Genomic DNA, 15,549 nt, shown 5'->3' on the forward strand with positions numbered 1-15,549 from the left:
AGGCCGGAGCTCCGAATGAGGGGCATCGGCCTTTCTTGCGTTTTATTCAAATGAGAGCTGCCGAATGACCTCGTATTCCGTCTGGTTGATCTCCATAAAGCCTAATGAGGCATATAAATGCGCTGCCCGCTCATTATTTGGGCGATGTCCTAATCGAATAACCTCGCATTGATGGTTGTTATGGATATGCTTGACCAGCTCCTGCATGCCAAGACGTCCATATCCTTTGGTCTGATATCTCCGGTCTATCATAAAAGCCATAATCCAATAGTGCCCGTCCTCGGGATCAATGGCGTAGACAGCAAATCCTACGATATTCTTCTCCGCATATAGGGCTAGCGCATTCATCCCGCAATAAGCGGCTTCTGCCAGCCAGAATACAGCAGGAGCGGGAAACAGCTCTCTTTGCTCTTCGGTTGGTTCAAGCAATGTACAGGCGTACCAGTTGTCTGCCGTTATTTTTTTTATAGTAATCAAGCTGCCGTCACCTCCACTATCATCATCTCGAATTCCATCATGGTCTACAAGGGAAGAGACGGGTATAATCATTTTAGGTGGTATACAAATATTTACAGTAGGAGGGGGCGTTAGGATAAATGTTAGATTATCTATTTGAGAAAGTTAATCCTTTTTATCATGTAGGTGGAATTGTTGGGTGTGTCGTCGGATATGCGATTGCAAAGATCTATCAGATTTGGGCTATAGCCTATAGGAAGAGCGGGTTTGATCCGAACATGACGAATTCTTGGAGCACGGATTCACCTCCGCAATGGGTCTGGGCTACTGAGCATCCTAATGCTTTTACTTTCTGGATGGTCATTGTATATATAGGGATCGGCTTATTATTGGTAAAGCTTTGTTTGGCAGGTGCAGCTATCTCCAGAGCGAAGAATGCCACAAATTCATTAACACAAGAGGTGTAACGATGGGAATTGCGAATACCGAACAAGAGAAAATCATTCGTGCGGCGGAGTTGTTCAGCCGTTCCGAAATGGAAAAGGACGCTAGCGGCCATGATTGGTGGCATATCCACCGGGTTGTTCAAATGGCTAAACGTATCGCCCGAGAGGAAGGGGCGGATGCTTTCGTCTGTACGATTGCGGCGCTGCTGCATGATGTGGCGGACGAAAAGCTTAACCCATCGAAGGAAGCTGGACTGCAAAAGGTCCTTTCATGGCTTGAAGCGTATATGCCTGATGAAGAGCAGCGGGGCCATGTTGTGGAAATCATCTCGAATATGTCCTATAACGCTGGGACTAATCCACCGATGCGTACACTAGAAGGTAAGGTTGTGCAGGATGCCGACCGTCTTGATGCTATTGGCGCCATCGCTATAGCAAGAGCATTCCTGTACGCCGGCTGGAAAGGGCATCCGATCCATGATCCGGATATTCCGCCCCGCAGCGAGATGACCACGGAGGAATACCGGAACGGGAAAAGCACGGCTATTAATCATTTTCATGAGAAGCTGCTTAAGCTTAAAGATTTGGTTAACACGGACGCAGCCAAACGGATAGCGGAGGAGCGTCATCGCTATATGGAGCAGTATGTGGAGCAGTTTTACGAGGAGTGGGACGGGAACCGTTAGAGCCCACATAAGCTGCATTGTATTTTGTACAACGTATTCCATCAGAATCTCCTTATATAGAAGCTGCGTTGTATTTCGTGCAGTATTTTAGGTGTGTGCAACCTTGAATAGCCCGAGCAAGGGGTATTATGTTGCACAAAATACAACGCAGCATCCCCTACAAACGAAAGTCCTCTCATATCCTGTACAAACTACAATTTACGCGGCGGGTCTGAGACTCAATAGTCGATGTGACTGTCAATCCAAGAAAAAAAGACCCGCCGGAGGTCTTTTTTACGTCAGCGTATTTTTGATCTTATTCCATTCACTTAAGTGAGGAACATAGTCCAAATTCTGCGGCTCGTCGTCCAGCCATGCCATAAATTCGAGCTCGTTGCCGTCGTGGTCGTTGAAATAGACGCTTGCTGCCGGCATCCACGCATGGACGAATGGCTCAGATGCATCTTTGCCAAAGCCGGGAAGCGGGTAGAGCCCCCGTTCAATCAGCCAGTCGGAGGCCAGCAGCAGCTGGTTGAGCTCAACGCCAAAGGCGAAATGGCGAGGCTGCAGCTTCTGTCCGTTAGGAACCTCTTTTAATGCCAGCAGATCTCTGCGTTCTCCTACATAGAAGAAAGCCGACCTCCGCTCAGTTTTATGTAACGCAAGAGTCAGCCCCAGACGAGTATAAAACCTGATGGAACGGTCCAGATCTGTCACTTGCAGATGGGTTTCGAAGATGGAATCAATCATGTCGGTAAGCTCCTTTTGTTTGTATGTACGGCCTTTATTGTAACTTATCATGTCCATGATATGACATTTGTCATCTGAAAGAGATTACGTTCATGCGTAGGATCACAGATCCGGAAACGGTAAGATGAATACATAAGCAAGACAACAACTTCAGAAGCCGATAACATCATGACAAATTATAGATAGCGGGAGTGAACTAAACAATGAGTTTTGCAATCGAACTAAATAATGTTTCGAAAATCTACCAAGGCAAAAAGGCGGTAGATAATTTATCGCTGAAGGTGGAAAAAGGAACCGTTATCGCGCTGCTCGGGCCAAATGGTGCCGGTAAGACGACGACGATCTCCATGATTCTAGGACTGAAGCAGCCGACCTCCGGGACGATTAAGCTGCTGGGCGGAAGCCCAAAAGATATAGCTGTGCGCAACCGAATCGGCGCGATGCTCCAGGAAGTCAGTGTCATCGATAACCTGAAAGTCGCGGAGACCATAGAGCTGTTCCGCAACTATTACAGCAATCCGCTTTCCCTGCAGGAGCTGCTTCGCATCTCTGGCCTCGAGAAGGAAAAAGACAAAATGGCCGCTTCGCTGTCCGGCGGACAGCAGCGCCGATTGGGATTTGCGCTTGCAGCGTCAGGCGATCCGGAGATTATTTTCCTCGATGAGCCAACGGTTGGAATGGACGTAACGTCCCGCCAGATGTTCTGGGATACGATTCGTTCTATGGCTGATAAAGGACGTACGGTTGTCCTGACGACGCATTACTTGGAAGAAGCAGACAGCCTTGCAGACCGCATTGTTGTTATTAATCAAGGCAAAGTTGTTGCTGATGGCTCGCCAAGTCAGATTAAAGCAGAAACAACGGGCCGCGTCATTTCGTTCACAGCTGGTGCTTCCGTTACATCGGAACAGCTGCTAGCGCTGCCAGGTGTAATAGATGTGGAATGGAACGGCAGACGCGTGAAGCTGCAAAGCCGGGATACGGATCGACTAATTGTAACGTTGATTGAACAACGTATCGATATGAAAGATATCGAAATCCAAAGTGGCGGTCTGGAAGATGCCTTCCAGGCAATCGTCCACTCCACGAACTAAAGGGGGATATTTTCTAATGAGTCAATCTTCAAATATGAAAGCAACGCTTGCCCAATGTAAAGCGGAGCTGCTGCGTACAGTGCGTAATCGCCGGTTTGTTATTTTCTCGTTTATTATGCCGGTTGTGTTTTACTTTATATTCACCAATACAATTGGTGACAATGCGCAAGTTGGCAACGTCGATTGGAAATCCTATTATCTAATGTCAATGACAGTGTATGGCGTTGTAGGGGCGAGCCTTACTTCCTATGCTCAGCGGCTGTCAAGAGAGCGAAGTCAAGGATGGTTGGCTTTGCTGAAAATCACACCTTTGCCATCATGGTCTTATGTATTGTCTAAAGTACTGTCGCAAGCCGTTATTAACCTTACTATTATTATCGTGATGTTCCTTGTTGGTGGTATTTTCAAAGGTGTGGACTTAAGTGCTTCGACCTGGATTACATGCGGATTATTTATTTTTATTGGTGGTTTCTCCTTTATGGGGCTTGGCACACTAATCGGCTCGATCAAAAATGCGGATTTTGTACAGGTGCTTTCCATGATATGCTATATGGGACTTTCCATATTGGGCGGTCTGTGGTTCCCAACGGATACGATGTCTAGCACTATGAAGACAATCGCCCATCTTACACCAACCTATCGTCTTGGCCAAGGGGCTTGGGATGCGGTTGCAGGCGTGTCGATCGACTGGGGTGGTGTTGGGATACTGGTTGCTTATGTGGTTGTATTCCTTGCGATTTCGTCTTATATCATGAAAAAACAGGAAGCGGTGTAATGCAAAACTTACTGCATGCTTTACGTCGATTTATAACAAAGCGGCCCCCTGACGGGGGGCCGCCAATTTTCTTTATGCTGCTATGGCTTGTCTACATTTTATTTCCAATCTTTTCAATCGGAGAGCAGTCGCTGGTGGATCAATGGGTTGGATTTCCGCTCATTATCTTGTTTATTGTCAGCTATATTGTTGGTCATTTGAGCAGAAAATGGCGAATATGGGCTGTTATGCTCCACCTTTGTATCATTGCTTATTTCAGTTGGCGATATGATGAGGATTTTATGTACATGGGCTTCTTTACGGCCTCGATGATTGGCCTGCTGCCCAATCTGCGTCAGGTGGGTATTGCACTGTCGGGGATACTTCTGTTATTTGGGTTTGAGGTGTGGCATTACGAAGTACTTGATCGGATGGATGCACTGCTTGATTTGCTGCCCGCGATGCTTGCGGTATTGTTATTGCCGTTTGTTATGTTTATTGGGCGCCGTTCCAAGCTGCTCCGCACCCAGTTACAACTGGCCAATGATGAGATTTCCCGTTTATCCAAGCAGGAGGAACGTCAGCGGATTTCCCGCGAGCTGCATGATACACTCGGTCATACGCTGACGATGATTACGCTGAAGAGTGAATTAGCTGAGAAGCTTATTGTTCAACATCCGGAGCGGGCCAAGCAGGAAATTCGTGATGTCCAGCTTACCTCTCGGGCAGCACTGAAGCAGGTTCGCGAGCTGGTGTCCGGCATGAACACAGTAACTTTGCAGGATGAACTGTCGAATGCCAAAAGGATACTTGCTGCGGCATATATTACGATGAAGGTTCAAGGTGATCCAGCTTCCGCATCACTAAGCCCGCTTATCAACAATATGCTTGGCATGAGTCTGCGTGAAGCGGTAACGAATGTGGTCAAGCATAGCGAAGCGCGCCAATGTGTGATTGAGTGGGCGATGACGCCTGATCAGTATCGTCTGGCAATCCGGGATAATGGGGTCGGCTGTGATTTGGCAGATAAGGGTCCTGCTCATACTGGACTTAGAGGCATGCAGGAACGATTAAACTTGGTGGACGGCAAGTTGGTTTTCCAATCCACGAAAAGTACTGGAAGTATTTTGACCATAGTCGTGCCTAGAGTACGCTCGTCATCGAAGAAGGGAGAGTCCACATAAATGAGAGTACTTGTAGCCGAAGATCAGGGCATGCTGCGCGGTGCGCTTAGCGCCTTACTGGATATGGAAGAAGATCTTGAGGTCGTGGGACAAGCGGAAGATGGCGAGCAGGCACTTGAGATGATCCGAAGTTTGACACCCGATATATGTGTGATGGACATAGAGATGCCGAAGCTGTCCGGGCTCGACGTAGCAGAGCGTCTTCGTGTTAATAAACATCCTTGCCTTGTTGTTATCTTGACGACGTTCTCACGGTCAGGTTATTTCCAGCGGGCGATGAAGGCGGGGGTAAAGGGCTTCCTGCTCAAGGATTCCCCGATTGACGAGCTGTCTGCTGCGCTTCGCAATGTCTATGCTGGGAAACGGGCGGTTAGTCCGGAGCTTGCTTTATCCTTCTGGGAAGCGGAGAATCCGCTCACCGAGCGGGAGCGGGAAGTGCTTCGACTGGCACGGGAAGGCAAGCCGGCCGGTGAGATTGCATCAACGCTGTTTCTTTCAGCGGGTACGGTCCGCAATTACTTATCGGAAGCGATTCAGAAGCTCGACGCCAAGAACCGGATCGATGCGATTGGCATCGCGGAGAAGAATGGCTGGCTGGACTAAGAGTAGTGATGAGCGTGACGCTGCGCCTTTAACGGTGTTAGAATGAAAAGAAAAATGATTGGTGGAGGGCCATATGGAGGTAGTTATCCGGCTGGCAGGTTTAGAAGAAATACCAGTTGTGCATAAGGTCATGATGATGGCCTTCGAGGAATATAGAGGGAAACTGACTCCTCCTGCTGGAGCACTTTCGGAGACGGTTGAGGATATAACAAAAAAGATTACAGAGCGTGGCGGAGCGGTTCTGGCACTTGTGAACGGCGTAATAGCAGGGTCCGGGCAATTCGTACTTCACGATCAGCATGTTTATATCGGCAGAGTTTCCGTTCTTCCCTCTTATCGGGGTCAAGGAATTGGCAAGCGGCTTGTGAGATTTGTTGAATCGTATGCGAAAGATAAAGGGCTTAAGGAATCGAGACTGGGTGTACGCTTATCCATTCCGGACAATATTGCCTTCTATAGCAAGCTGAATTACGAAGCCATTGAGAAACATGCTTATCCTGATGAGACAGATTATTGGTACATTATGAAGAACACGGCTTTATAAGCCCAAGCTTAAGTATACAAAAATGAGCTTCAACGGGTCCTCGTTGAAGCTCATTTTTTATGTCCATTCTTTATCGGATACGCTTGATGAGAAAGGCATTGTCGGCTTTGGCAAAGCCGATCTGAGGATAATAGTCCATGGCAGAAGGTGCGGAAAGAAGCAAAAGTGCAACCTCTTCACCAATATGTTCGCGAACCCGATTAACGAGCTCTTTGCCAATTCCAAGTCGTTGATGGGTTTGGATGACCGCTAGATCGGACAGGTAGCAGCAATAAGAAAAGTCGGTAATTGCTCTTGCGATGCCGACCAATTGGTCACCATTCCATGCCGACAGGATAAGATCGGCGTTGTCGATCATTTTTTGGATGCGGGCAAGATCATCTACAGGACGTTTGATACCGGAGCTGCGGAATACTTCTGCAATTTGAATCGCTGTAACTGGAGCTTTAATGCGGTATTCAATAGACATGGCAATTACACCTCACAAAGTTTGATTGATCTATCATAAATGGAATTGGTAATGGTTGGCAACGACTTCTTTTATCTGTTTCTTTAATTGCTCACAAGCTATAGACGGATAAATCGTACCCCGCATCTGAAGAAGACCAACAGGAATAGACGGCGGATTCCAATCGACAGGGATGGGGATTACATGCTTCGGCAGCGGAGTGGTGGCGAGCACGGCGCCAATGAAAGGAACCTGCGCTACGAAGCCAGGAATAGCAGATATCTGGCTGACAGAGTACAGCTGCGGCATTTTCTCATATCTCGCGAATTGCTTCGTTAGGCTTATGTAATAAAGGCAAGTCGGGCCACCAACGAACATGGGGTACTGAAGCAAGTCCTCGAATTTTACGGGATGATTGTGGTCGTGAATGGGGTGGTTCTCAGCCGCCACGAGTAAAATCTTCTCCTCATACAAAGGTTCAAAGCGTAACTCAGATATGTCGCTCGGCTCGCCGCAAATGGCAAAGTCAATTTGCTGAAGCTGAAGCTCAGTTGACAGCTGATCGGTATTCCCAATGATAAAGTTGCAGGTCACACCGGGCCTTGTTGCACGAAACTGCTGTAATGCTTCTTGCATGATCCCCCTGGCGTGAGTCTCAAGCATGCCGACATGAATGGTGCCGATCTCATCCTGCAGGATAGCTTTTGCCTGATCGGAGACATAATGCCAGTGCTGAATCAGGCGGTCAACCTCTGCGGCATATATTCGACCGGCAGGTGTCAGCTCCGCTTCCCAGCCCCGGTTGAATAGCTGAAACCCAAGCTCCTTCTCCAGCCGCTGAATCTGGTTCGTAATCGTAGACTGGGCATAATTCAGCTTTTCAGCYGCTTTGGCGAAGCTGCCTACTTTTAATATCGTTTGAAAGGCGGTTAGTTCCTTTAAATCCATGGAATCATCTCCATCTATATAACTGAATGAGTTGTTTAATTAATTCAATTATATAGATTTAGCTGAGCGATATACAATAAAAGCATCTTAACCAAGGAGTGATGCTTATGCCTTTTATCCGAGTCAGTTATAGGGAGGATCAGTATGAAGGAAAGGAACTCTCCCTTATCAGCCTTGAGATTCATGCTGCGCTGATGGAGCATTTCCACGTGCCCGTGGATGATTATTTCCAGCTGTTCCATGCTCATAAACCAGGTGAGTTTTTCTACAGCCCAAGCTACTTGAATGTCGAGCGAACGGATCGGCTGCTATATATCCAGATTACACTCAAGTCCGGACGAACCGTGGAGCAGAAGAAAAGCTTCTATTCGGAGCTTGCACAGCGTCTGAGTAAGATTGGTATTCGTGCAGAGGACGTCTTTGTTGTGCTGGTAGGCACGGAGTTAGAGGATTGGACCTTTGGCAGCGGAATTGCTCAGATGCTTGAAATCGTAAGGGAGGTGCAGCCCCATGCATCCGAAGATTGATACGACTAGTGTAAAAGAGAACTATGGCGAATTCGCGCCTGCTTTTGCCCGATATTCTGATGAAATTCTGTTCGGAGATTTATGGCGCAGAGAGGAGCTGCCGCTTAGGGAGCGGAGCTTGATTACGGTAGCGGCACTTGTAGCAGGAGGACATACCGATCAGCTTCCTTATCATCTTCGTCTTGCGCAAGAGAATGGCCTAACCAAGGATGAGCTTATTGAGGCCGTTACGCACTTAGCTTTTTATGTGGGATGGCCAAGAGCGGCTTCCGCTCTAGAGCGGATTAGGTCCTATAGCTAGTAGAAATGAAAACGAAGGCATCTTGTGATGCTTTCGTTTTTTTGTTTGTCCTTTACGATATTATTGTGGAGACGATATGATAGCAATATAGAAAATTATGGATAAAACTGGGGGCGGAAGTGATGGATTTTATTGAACTGGAAGGCCGTCGAGTAAAGCTGCTTCCGCTTGAGCCGCAGCATGCCAAGGCTTTATATGAATGCTCTCGCTCGGATGAGCTGTGGGAGTATCACGGGGCGATGAATTCCCTTTTGCCGTCTTCGACAAACAGCATAATCGAATCATTGGAACAACAAGATTTCTGCGGATTGCCCCTTCTCATCGTAACTTGAATATCGGCTGGACCTGGTATTCACCAGAGGTGTGGCGGACAGAAGTAAATACGGAGTGCAAATACCTGCTCTTGAAATATGCCTTTGAACAATGGGAAGCGGTTAGAGTGGAGCTTATTACAACTACGTCGCATCACCGCTCTCAGCAGGCGATCGAACGGCTGGGAGCACAACGTGAAGGAGTACTCCGCAAGAAATATAACGGACTCGATTATGTGATATTTAGTGTCATTTCGGAAGAATGGCCACAGGTGAAGGGACATCTTGTAAGGCTTTTAAGCAGTAGAGGATGGCATTAGCTATGATCATATGGGGCTGTATTGTCTTATTGTTCTTAGCAGCAATATCCCCTTTTGTTATAGGTGGAGCCGGAGAAAAGCTTGATTGAGCATACTCAGAAGCAGCTTGCCGCAGCAGGCGAATGAAACAAGCCCATAAGAGGGCTTTCTTTTTTTTAGTCATCTTGTGTATAGTAGTGGCTACAGATAGTAGAGCAGGAGGGTTCGAGTTGTTCCAGTTCAATCGGATAAACACGTTACGGAATCAGATTTTCTTAGGCTTTATGCTCGTTATGCTGCTGGTACTTGTGTCTGTAGGCTTTTTCACGTATGGACAGGTCTCGGAGCTGCTGCGCAATAATGCCGAGAAGCATATTCAGCAGACGGCGGTGCAGGCTACCGGTAAGATGGATGTTCTGCTGCATCAAATGGATACGTTTACAATGCAGGTGGCGACTAATGCTTCCATTCAAACTCTGATGGCCAAGGAAGTTGGCGGTACACAGCTTACTTTCGAGGAGCGGCAGGTCCTGCAGCATGAAATCCGGAAGCAGCAGGCTTATGTAAGTGGGGTGCAGTCCATTGAATTATATACGAACGGCTTTCGGGTGCTGTTCCCGCTGACAGATATCAGCTTGTTCGACCGGGTGCCGAATGAATGGATCCGTGAAGTGGATCACGCTGCAGGTCAGCTTGTATGGTTCGGAATTGATCCAAAAAATCCGAATCAGATTACGGCGATCCGCCGCGTTCGTTTGATTGACCAGTCTTTTTCGAATGCAGGGTATTTATTGGTTCGGATTGATAAAAAATACTTTGAGCTGATTGATAATGAAACATCCAGCAAAGAAGAGATGGGGCTGATCGATGGCTCTGGCCAGATTATTGCTGCTAACTTCTCGGCTGATATACCGCAGGATGTCCTCCAGCAAACGGACAGTAAGAGAATTACGATGAATGGCAAAGCGTTTATTCCAGTGCAAAAGCAGCTTGATGCGGCGGCAGGCTGGAAGGTGCTAATTCTGACGCCGGTTGATTATGCGACAGAAGGGATCTCGGTCCTTCGAACGGCTATAGAGATATCTATTATGGTTGGGGGATTGTTGTTCCTGATCTTAACGTTCATCCTGTCGACGATGATTACGAGACCGATCCTTAATCTGATTAAAGCGATGCGGGGGGCCAAATACGGCTCACTGAAGCCGATTCCGGTTACCTCTTCCACCTTGGAGATTAATGAACTTAACAATACGTACAATCAAATGGTCGCCTCGTTAAATGAATTGATTGAAGTCGTTTATCAGAAGGAGATTATACAGAGCCGTACAGAGCTGAAGGCACTGCAGGCACAGATTAACCCGCATTTTCTATTCAATACACTTGAGGCCCTTTATTGGGCGCTAGAAGACAAAGATGAAGAAGAGCTTTCGCAAGTCGTTGTAGCGATGTCAGGCCTATTCCGATATGTCATTAACCCTGCTGACGACGATGAATGGGTAAAGGTGACAGATGAGCTGGAGCATGCCGAGCGTTATCTCAAAATTATGGAGATGCGCCTGATTGATCGCCTCAATTGGCGGATAGAAGCGGATGATAGCTGCCGTCGTGTTCCTATTCCGAAGCTGCTTATTCAGCCGCTTGTGGAGAACGCAATCTCCCATGGAGTAGAGCAGCAGCTAGGACAAGGAGCGGTTGTCATCACCGTGGAGCCTTCGGACCGCACAGGCTATATTCGTGTATCTGTCTTCGATAATGGTCCGGGAATGAGCTTTGATAAGGTACAGTCCTTGTATGCTGCAATGAAGCTTGGACATGTACATGATGCCAAAGGCACTGGAGTTGGGATATCGAACGTGGATCGCAGGTTAAGGCTTTACTACGGGGAAGAGGCAGAAGGACTGCAGATTCAGAGCGAGCAGGGAGCGGGCACGAAGATGTCCTTTGAAATACCGATTGAGCATGGGGGCGAATGGAAATGAAGACAATACTAATCGTGGATGATGAACCAAGAACAAGAGAAGGTGTACGCAAAGTGCTGGAATCCTGGTCGGCAGGACGTTACCGTATAACGACGTCGACCAGCGCAGTAGAGGCATTGAAATGGCTGGATGAGAATGAAGCTAATCTGGTTATTACCGATATCCGTATGCCGGAGATTAACGGGCTGGAACTAGTCGAGAAGCTGAGGGAAAGGCCGCATTCTCCAGTTATCATTGTGATCTCCGGTCATCCGCAGTTTGATTATGCGCACAAAGCGCTGCAGTTTGGCGTTATCGAGTATTTACTTAAGCCTTTAGATAAAACCAAGCTTGTTGAGGCGGTGGAGCTTGCTTTCCGCCGTGAAGAAGAAATGAATCGTGTTGAACGAATGGAGCGGATCGTTGATACGAAGCTGCTGGAGACAACGGAGCAGGAAACCCAATATAGTACGCAGGTGAAAGAAGCGATTCAATACTTGGATGAACATCTGGGTGAGCCAATCACAATGAAGGATATTGCAGACTACTTGCATATGAATGCGAGTTATTTCAGCGTGCTTTTCAAAGAGCAGTCCGGACTTACATTCAGTGATTATTTAACGAGAAGAAGAATGCAAAGAGCCAAGGAATTGCTGACGAATACACGGCTTTCTATTAATGAAATTGCCGAGAAGATCGGGTACCAAACGGCCAAATATTTCGTAAAAGTATTCCGTTCCCATGAAGGAGTTAGTCCAGGGCAGTACCGGAAGAGCATTTCCCATGCAGAAGAGACAATCCAATAAAAGTAGTACTTTTCCCAACTCATATGACCTTATGCTGCTGTGAAAGCGCTGTTACAATTTATTTAGCAACACAAACACATCAGTCAAAAAGGGGTTGTAAACGTGTTCAAACAAACAAAGTGGATGACAATGGCACTTATCTTAAGCCTGGCAGTTGTAACTGCGGCATGCGGCAATAACAACAACAGCAGCTCGAACGGTGGCAACACAGCGTCTAACGGGGGCTCTTCTGAAAGCGGTTCCGACAAGAAAGTAACGATTAACTTCATGCATCTGTGGCCGGAAGGCGTATCCGCAGGTCAGAATAAAATTGTGAATCAAATCATCGACGATTATCAAAAAGAACATCCAAACGTTACAGTCAAGCAAGAGGTTCTGGATAACGAGCAATACAAGAACAAATTGAAAGTCCTCTCTGCTTCTAATCAACTTCCTGATGTAGGTGTAACTTGGGCAGCAGGCTTCCTGAAGCCTTATGTTGACGGCAATTTGTTCACACCAGTTGACGATCTCCTGAGCGGTGAGCTGAATGGCAAATTCGTAGCAGGTACAACAGAAGCTTATGCAATTGACGGTAAAACGTATGCGCTTCCACTGGAGTTCAACATTGCTCCAATCTACTACAACAAAGAAATTTTCAAAAAATATAACCTTGAAATCCCTACAACCTACGATCAATTCAAAACGGTTGTAAAAACACTTGCTGATAACGGTGTTGCTCCAATCGCCCTTGGTAACAAGGACCGCTGGACGGGTTCCCTGTGGTACATGTACCTGGCTGACCGCATCGCTGGTCAAGAAACAGTAGCTAATGCGATTACGGGCAAAGCAAAATTCACAGATCCAGGCCTGCAGCAAGCAGCAACTGAAGTGCAGTCACTAGTTGATGCTAACGCATTCGTGAAAGGCTTTAACGGCCTGTCCAATGAAGAAGCAAAATCCGAATTCACGAACGGCAACGCGGCTATGTACCTGATGGGTACTTGGGACCTGCCTAACTTCACAACGAATGAAGATATTCCGCAATCGTTCCGCGACAACGTTGGGTTCTTCAAATTCCCGACGGTTGAAGGCGGCAAAGGAAACGCGGACAGCTGGGTTGGCGGACCTGGTGTAGGCCTCTTCGTATCGGAAAACTCGAAAGTGAAAGATGAAGCAAAAGCTTTCGTTCAATACTTCGTAACGAAATGGGGCGAGAAATCCGTAACTGGTGCAGGTGTTATCCCGGCTACGAAGATCGATACATCAACGCTGCAGCTGCCGCAACTGTACATCGACCTGTTCAACGAACTGAACAAAGCAAGCAGCATCACCTTGTTCGCAGACGTTCAATTGCCGGCTAATGCGGCTGAAACTCATCTGAACATGATCCAGTCGCTCTTCGGAAAAGCGGTTAAGCCAGACAAATTCGCAGCTGAGCAAGACGCTGCGATTGCGAAAGGCAACTAATTCAGACATCTAGAATAGAGGAGGTCTATCCGGCCAGGTGTGCAACTGACCGGATAGGCGCTCTCCCCTTTTGCAGAAAGGAGTCGGCCAATTTGGATAAAGTACTATCGAACAAGAAAGTTATTGCCTTATATATCCTGCCTTCGTTGCTGCTCATTCTGGCCATCGTGTATATTCCGATTGTTCTGACAGGCTATTACGGGCTGAATGAGTGGAACGGAATTGGAGCTATGAAGTGGGTTGGCCTGGATAACTACGCAACACTGATTAAAGATGAAGATTTCTGGAAAAGTGCAGGACATTCGCTTTTGCTAGCTGTATTTTCAATGGTCAGTCTTATCGTTTATCTTATTGTAGCAATGGTGTTAGCGGCAAAAATTAAAGGAGCAAACCTGTTTCGTAAAATTTACTTAATTCCGATGCTGCTGTCCTCAGTAGCAATTGCACAGCTTTGGCTCAAAATCTATCATCCTACTAACGGTATTATGAATAGCTTGCTAGAATCCCTTGGCGTTGCAAATCCTCCCGCTTGGCTTGCAGAAACGGATCTTGTTCTGTTCGCATTGTTTATTCCGATTCTGTGGCAATACGCGGGCTTCTATATTTTGATTTATTACGCAGCACTGAAGAACATTCCGTCTTCACTTGAGGAAGCGGCTAAGATCGACGGAGCGAACTCCTTCCAAATTGCTTGGAGAATCAAGCTTCCGCTTGTGATGGAAGTTGTAAAAGTAACGATTGTCCTTGCCGTGGTTGGTTCCTTGAAGTATTTCGATTTGATTTATGTGATGACCGACGGTGGTCCTAACGGCTCTAGTGAAGTAATGGCCTCTTATATGTACCACAAAGCATTCAAAGCTTATGACTTCGGCTATGGCAGTGCAATTGGATTCTTCCTGCTCTTGATCTGTCTCATTGCGACTTATATCATCCGCAAAGCAACAGCAAGTAAGGACACGATCCAATATTCGTAAGCTTTTGCTTACGAAGCAAAGAATCATATGCTTACGAAGTAAGACAAAACTTATATGCTTACGAAGTAAGAATCATCACGAACAGCCTTTACAGGCTGTTTGTGTGACAATTCTTTTTAGGAGGGTACGCTTCATGTCATCTACAACTATGAAACTGGGCGGCGAAGCGAAATCCGGTTCGAGAATAGGAATGAAGGTCGGCTATGCTGTACTGTACATTGTTCTCATCGCCGTTGCGGTGTTCCAGGTTTATCCGCTTATCTGGTTAATGTTCTTCTCGCTGAAGAATAACCAGGAGGTTTTTAATCTCTCGCCATTTGCCTTGCCATCGCCTCCACATTGGGAAAACTACAGCAAAGTGTGGAATGCTGGCAATATTGATACTTACTTCTTGAACAGTGTATGGATTACTGTTGCGGCTACCGTGCTGACGATTGTCTTCGGCAGCTTGGTTACCTTCGCAATTACTCGGATGAAATGGAAGCTCAGCTCGCTTGTCCTTGGCCTTTTCATGGTGGCGATGATGATCCCCGTTCATTCGACACTTATTCCGCTGTTCAGTATGTTCAACAAAGTACACTTGATCGACAACCCGTTGTCTCTGATCCTGTCGTATGTGGCATTTAATATGCCAATCACGATTATGATCCTGCTTGGCTTCTACTATGCACTGCCAAAGGAAGTAGAAGAAGCTGCTGTTATTGATGGGGCAAGCATTCATACCGTCTTCTTCCGGATCGTCTTCCCGATGACAAGCTCAGTGCTCGCTACTACGGGGATCATCAACATGATCTACAACTGGAATGAATTTATTTTCGTTAACACGTTTATCAGCTCGGATAAATTTAAAACACTAACTGTTGGTGTTCAGAACTTTATCGGTCAATACACAACCGACTGGGGTGCGATTGGCGCGACACTGATGATTAGTATTCTGCCGATCCTCATTACGTTCCTGTTCCTCAGTGACCGGATTGTAGAAGGTATTGCTGCAGGTTCGGTTAAAGGTTAATTCTTGATGTAAAGTGAAAA

General features: G+C 46.9%; 19 protein-coding genes. 15 read left to right on the forward strand and 4 right to left on the reverse strand.

The genetic code is table 11. The features are described 5' to 3' along the window. Positions 1-42: 42 nt before the first annotated feature. Entirely contained in the window at positions 43-477 is a 435-nt protein-coding gene (locus tag AB4Y93_RS17595) for a GNAT family N-acetyltransferase (RefSeq protein WP_441894170.1), read from the reverse strand. Between the two features lie 119 nt (positions 478-596). Here AB4Y93_RS17595 and AB4Y93_RS17600 point away from each other — a divergent pair, with 119 nt between their 5' ends. After that, complete coding sequence (locus tag AB4Y93_RS17600; protein WP_441894171.1) at positions 597-923, forward strand: hypothetical protein; 327 nt, start codon at positions 597-599, stop codon at positions 921-923. A 2-nt stretch (positions 924-925) separates the two neighbouring features. Next, on the forward strand, positions 926-1,588 hold the full coding sequence (locus tag AB4Y93_RS17605) for an HD domain-containing protein (RefSeq protein WP_441894172.1): 663 nt from the start codon (positions 926-928) through the stop codon (positions 1,586-1,588). Between the two features lie 273 nt (positions 1,589-1,861). Here AB4Y93_RS17605 and AB4Y93_RS17610 read toward each other — a convergent pair whose 3' ends face one another. Next, complete coding sequence (locus tag AB4Y93_RS17610) at positions 1,862-2,317, reverse strand: VOC family protein (protein WP_441894173.1); 456 nt, start codon at positions 2,315-2,317, stop codon at positions 1,862-1,864. 203 nt (positions 2,318-2,520) lie between these two features. Between AB4Y93_RS17610 and AB4Y93_RS17615 the strand changes: the two genes are divergently transcribed. From AB4Y93_RS17615 to AB4Y93_RS17635, 5 genes are all read left to right on the forward strand, one after another. Further along, on the forward strand, positions 2,521-3,411 hold the full coding sequence (locus AB4Y93_RS17615; RefSeq protein ID WP_441894174.1) for an ABC transporter ATP-binding protein: 891 nt from the start codon (positions 2,521-2,523) through the stop codon (positions 3,409-3,411). Positions 3,412-3,427: 16 nt separating this feature from the next. Beyond that, positions 3,428-4,186 carry an ABC transporter permease gene (locus AB4Y93_RS17620; RefSeq protein ID WP_441894175.1) on the forward strand — a complete coding sequence of 253 codons (759 nt, stop codon included), beginning with the start codon at positions 3,428-3,430 and terminating at the stop codon, positions 4,184-4,186. Next, positions 4,186-5,349 (forward strand): sensor histidine kinase, encoded by a 1,164-nt coding sequence (locus tag AB4Y93_RS17625; RefSeq protein WP_441894176.1) that lies wholly within the window; start codon positions 4,186-4,188, stop codon positions 5,347-5,349. The genes AB4Y93_RS17620 and AB4Y93_RS17625 overlap by 1 nt, the downstream gene beginning before the upstream one ends. Next, the gene (locus tag AB4Y93_RS17630; RefSeq protein WP_441894177.1) at positions 5,350-5,952 is read left to right on the forward strand and encodes a response regulator transcription factor; all 603 of its coding nucleotides are present in this window, start codon (positions 5,350-5,352) and stop codon (positions 5,950-5,952) included. It begins immediately after the preceding gene. Positions 5,953-6,025: 73 nt separating this feature from the next. Next, positions 6,026-6,496, forward strand: coding sequence for a GNAT family N-acetyltransferase (locus AB4Y93_RS17635; protein ID WP_441894178.1), 471 nt, complete (start codon positions 6,026-6,028; stop codon positions 6,494-6,496). A 70-nt stretch (positions 6,497-6,566) separates the two neighbouring features. On the opposite strand, the gene AB4Y93_RS17640 is transcribed toward AB4Y93_RS17635, so the two are convergent. Both AB4Y93_RS17640 and AB4Y93_RS17645 read right to left on the reverse strand, forming a co-directional pair. After that, positions 6,567-6,965 carry a GNAT family N-acetyltransferase gene (locus AB4Y93_RS17640; protein WP_441894179.1) on the reverse strand — a complete coding sequence of 133 codons (399 nt, stop codon included), beginning with the start codon at positions 6,963-6,965 and terminating at the stop codon, positions 6,567-6,569. Between the two features lie 33 nt (positions 6,966-6,998). After that, entirely contained in the window at positions 6,999-7,892 is an 894-nt protein-coding gene (locus AB4Y93_RS17645; RefSeq protein ID WP_441894180.1) for a LysR family transcriptional regulator, read from the reverse strand. A gap of 107 nt (positions 7,893-7,999) precedes the next feature. Between AB4Y93_RS17645 and AB4Y93_RS17650 the strand changes: the two genes are divergently transcribed. From AB4Y93_RS17650 to AB4Y93_RS17685, 8 genes are all read left to right on the forward strand, one after another. Further along, complete coding sequence (locus AB4Y93_RS17650; protein ID WP_441894181.1) at positions 8,000-8,419, forward strand: tautomerase family protein; 420 nt, start codon at positions 8,000-8,002, stop codon at positions 8,417-8,419. After that, positions 8,403-8,720 (forward strand): carboxymuconolactone decarboxylase family protein, encoded by a 318-nt coding sequence (locus AB4Y93_RS17655; protein WP_441894182.1) that lies wholly within the window; start codon positions 8,403-8,405, stop codon positions 8,718-8,720. Before AB4Y93_RS17650 ends, AB4Y93_RS17655 begins: the two co-directional genes overlap by 17 nt. Positions 8,721-8,940: 220 nt before the next feature. Continuing rightward, positions 8,941-9,351 carry a GNAT family N-acetyltransferase gene (locus tag AB4Y93_RS17660; RefSeq protein ID WP_441894183.1) on the forward strand — a complete coding sequence of 137 codons (411 nt, stop codon included), beginning with the start codon at positions 8,941-8,943 and terminating at the stop codon, positions 9,349-9,351. 209 nt (positions 9,352-9,560) lie between these two features. After that, a complete protein-coding gene (locus AB4Y93_RS17665; protein ID WP_441894184.1) occupies positions 9,561-11,309 on the forward strand; it encodes a cache domain-containing sensor histidine kinase in 1,749 nt (582 codons plus the stop codon). Beyond that, a complete protein-coding gene (locus AB4Y93_RS17670) occupies positions 11,306-12,094 on the forward strand; it encodes a response regulator transcription factor (RefSeq protein ID WP_441894185.1) in 789 nt (262 codons plus the stop codon). The genes AB4Y93_RS17665 and AB4Y93_RS17670 overlap by 4 nt, the downstream gene beginning before the upstream one ends. A 123-nt stretch (positions 12,095-12,217) precedes the next feature. Next, the gene (locus AB4Y93_RS17675; protein WP_441894367.1) at positions 12,218-13,543 is read left to right on the forward strand and encodes an extracellular solute-binding protein; all 1,326 of its coding nucleotides are present in this window, start codon (positions 12,218-12,220) and stop codon (positions 13,541-13,543) included. Positions 13,544-13,635: 92 nt separating this feature from the next. After that, entirely contained in the window at positions 13,636-14,517 is an 882-nt protein-coding gene (locus AB4Y93_RS17680; protein WP_441894186.1) for a carbohydrate ABC transporter permease, read from the forward strand. Between the two features lie 133 nt (positions 14,518-14,650). Continuing rightward, complete coding sequence (locus AB4Y93_RS17685) at positions 14,651-15,529, forward strand: carbohydrate ABC transporter permease (RefSeq protein WP_441894187.1); 879 nt, start codon at positions 14,651-14,653, stop codon at positions 15,527-15,529. Positions 15,530-15,549: the final 20 nt, after the last annotated feature.

This window comes from Paenibacillus sp. YAF4_2, assembly GCF_052113225.1.
GTDB lineage: Bacteria > Bacillota > Bacilli > Paenibacillales > Paenibacillaceae > Pristimantibacillus.

Coding starts and splice junctions, on each gene's coding strand:
- AB4Y93_RS17600 (WP_441894171.1), top strand. CDS start 597: ATGTTAGATTATCTATTTGAGAAAGTTAATCCTTTTTATCATGTAGGT.
- AB4Y93_RS17605 (WP_441894172.1), top strand. CDS start 926: ATGGGAATTGCGAATACCGAACAAGAGAAAATCATTCGTGCGGCGGAG.
- AB4Y93_RS17610 (WP_441894173.1), bottom strand. CDS start 2,317: ATGATTGATTCCATCTTCGAAACCCATCTGCAAGTGACAGATCTGGAC.
- AB4Y93_RS17615 (WP_441894174.1), top strand. CDS start 2,521: ATGAGTTTTGCAATCGAACTAAATAATGTTTCGAAAATCTACCAAGGC.
- AB4Y93_RS17620 (WP_441894175.1), top strand. CDS start 3,428: ATGAGTCAATCTTCAAATATGAAAGCAACGCTTGCCCAATGTAAAGCG.
- AB4Y93_RS17625 (WP_441894176.1), top strand. CDS start 4,186: ATGCAAAACTTACTGCATGCTTTACGTCGATTTATAACAAAGCGGCCC.
- AB4Y93_RS17630 (WP_441894177.1), top strand. CDS start 5,350: ATGAGAGTACTTGTAGCCGAAGATCAGGGCATGCTGCGCGGTGCGCTT.
- AB4Y93_RS17635 (WP_441894178.1), top strand. CDS start 6,026: ATGGAGGTAGTTATCCGGCTGGCAGGTTTAGAAGAAATACCAGTTGTG.
- AB4Y93_RS17640 (WP_441894179.1), bottom strand. CDS start 6,965: ATGTCTATTGAATACCGCATTAAAGCTCCAGTTACAGCGATTCAAATT.
- AB4Y93_RS17650 (WP_441894181.1), top strand. CDS start 8,000: ATGCCTTTTATCCGAGTCAGTTATAGGGAGGATCAGTATGAAGGAAAG.
- AB4Y93_RS17655 (WP_441894182.1), top strand. CDS start 8,403: ATGCATCCGAAGATTGATACGACTAGTGTAAAAGAGAACTATGGCGAA.
- AB4Y93_RS17670 (WP_441894185.1), top strand. CDS start 11,306: ATGAAGACAATACTAATCGTGGATGATGAACCAAGAACAAGAGAAGGT.
- AB4Y93_RS17675 (WP_441894367.1), top strand. CDS start 12,218: ATGACAATGGCACTTATCTTAAGCCTGGCAGTTGTAACTGCGGCATGC.
- AB4Y93_RS17685 (WP_441894187.1), top strand. CDS start 14,651: ATGTCATCTACAACTATGAAACTGGGCGGCGAAGCGAAATCCGGTTCG.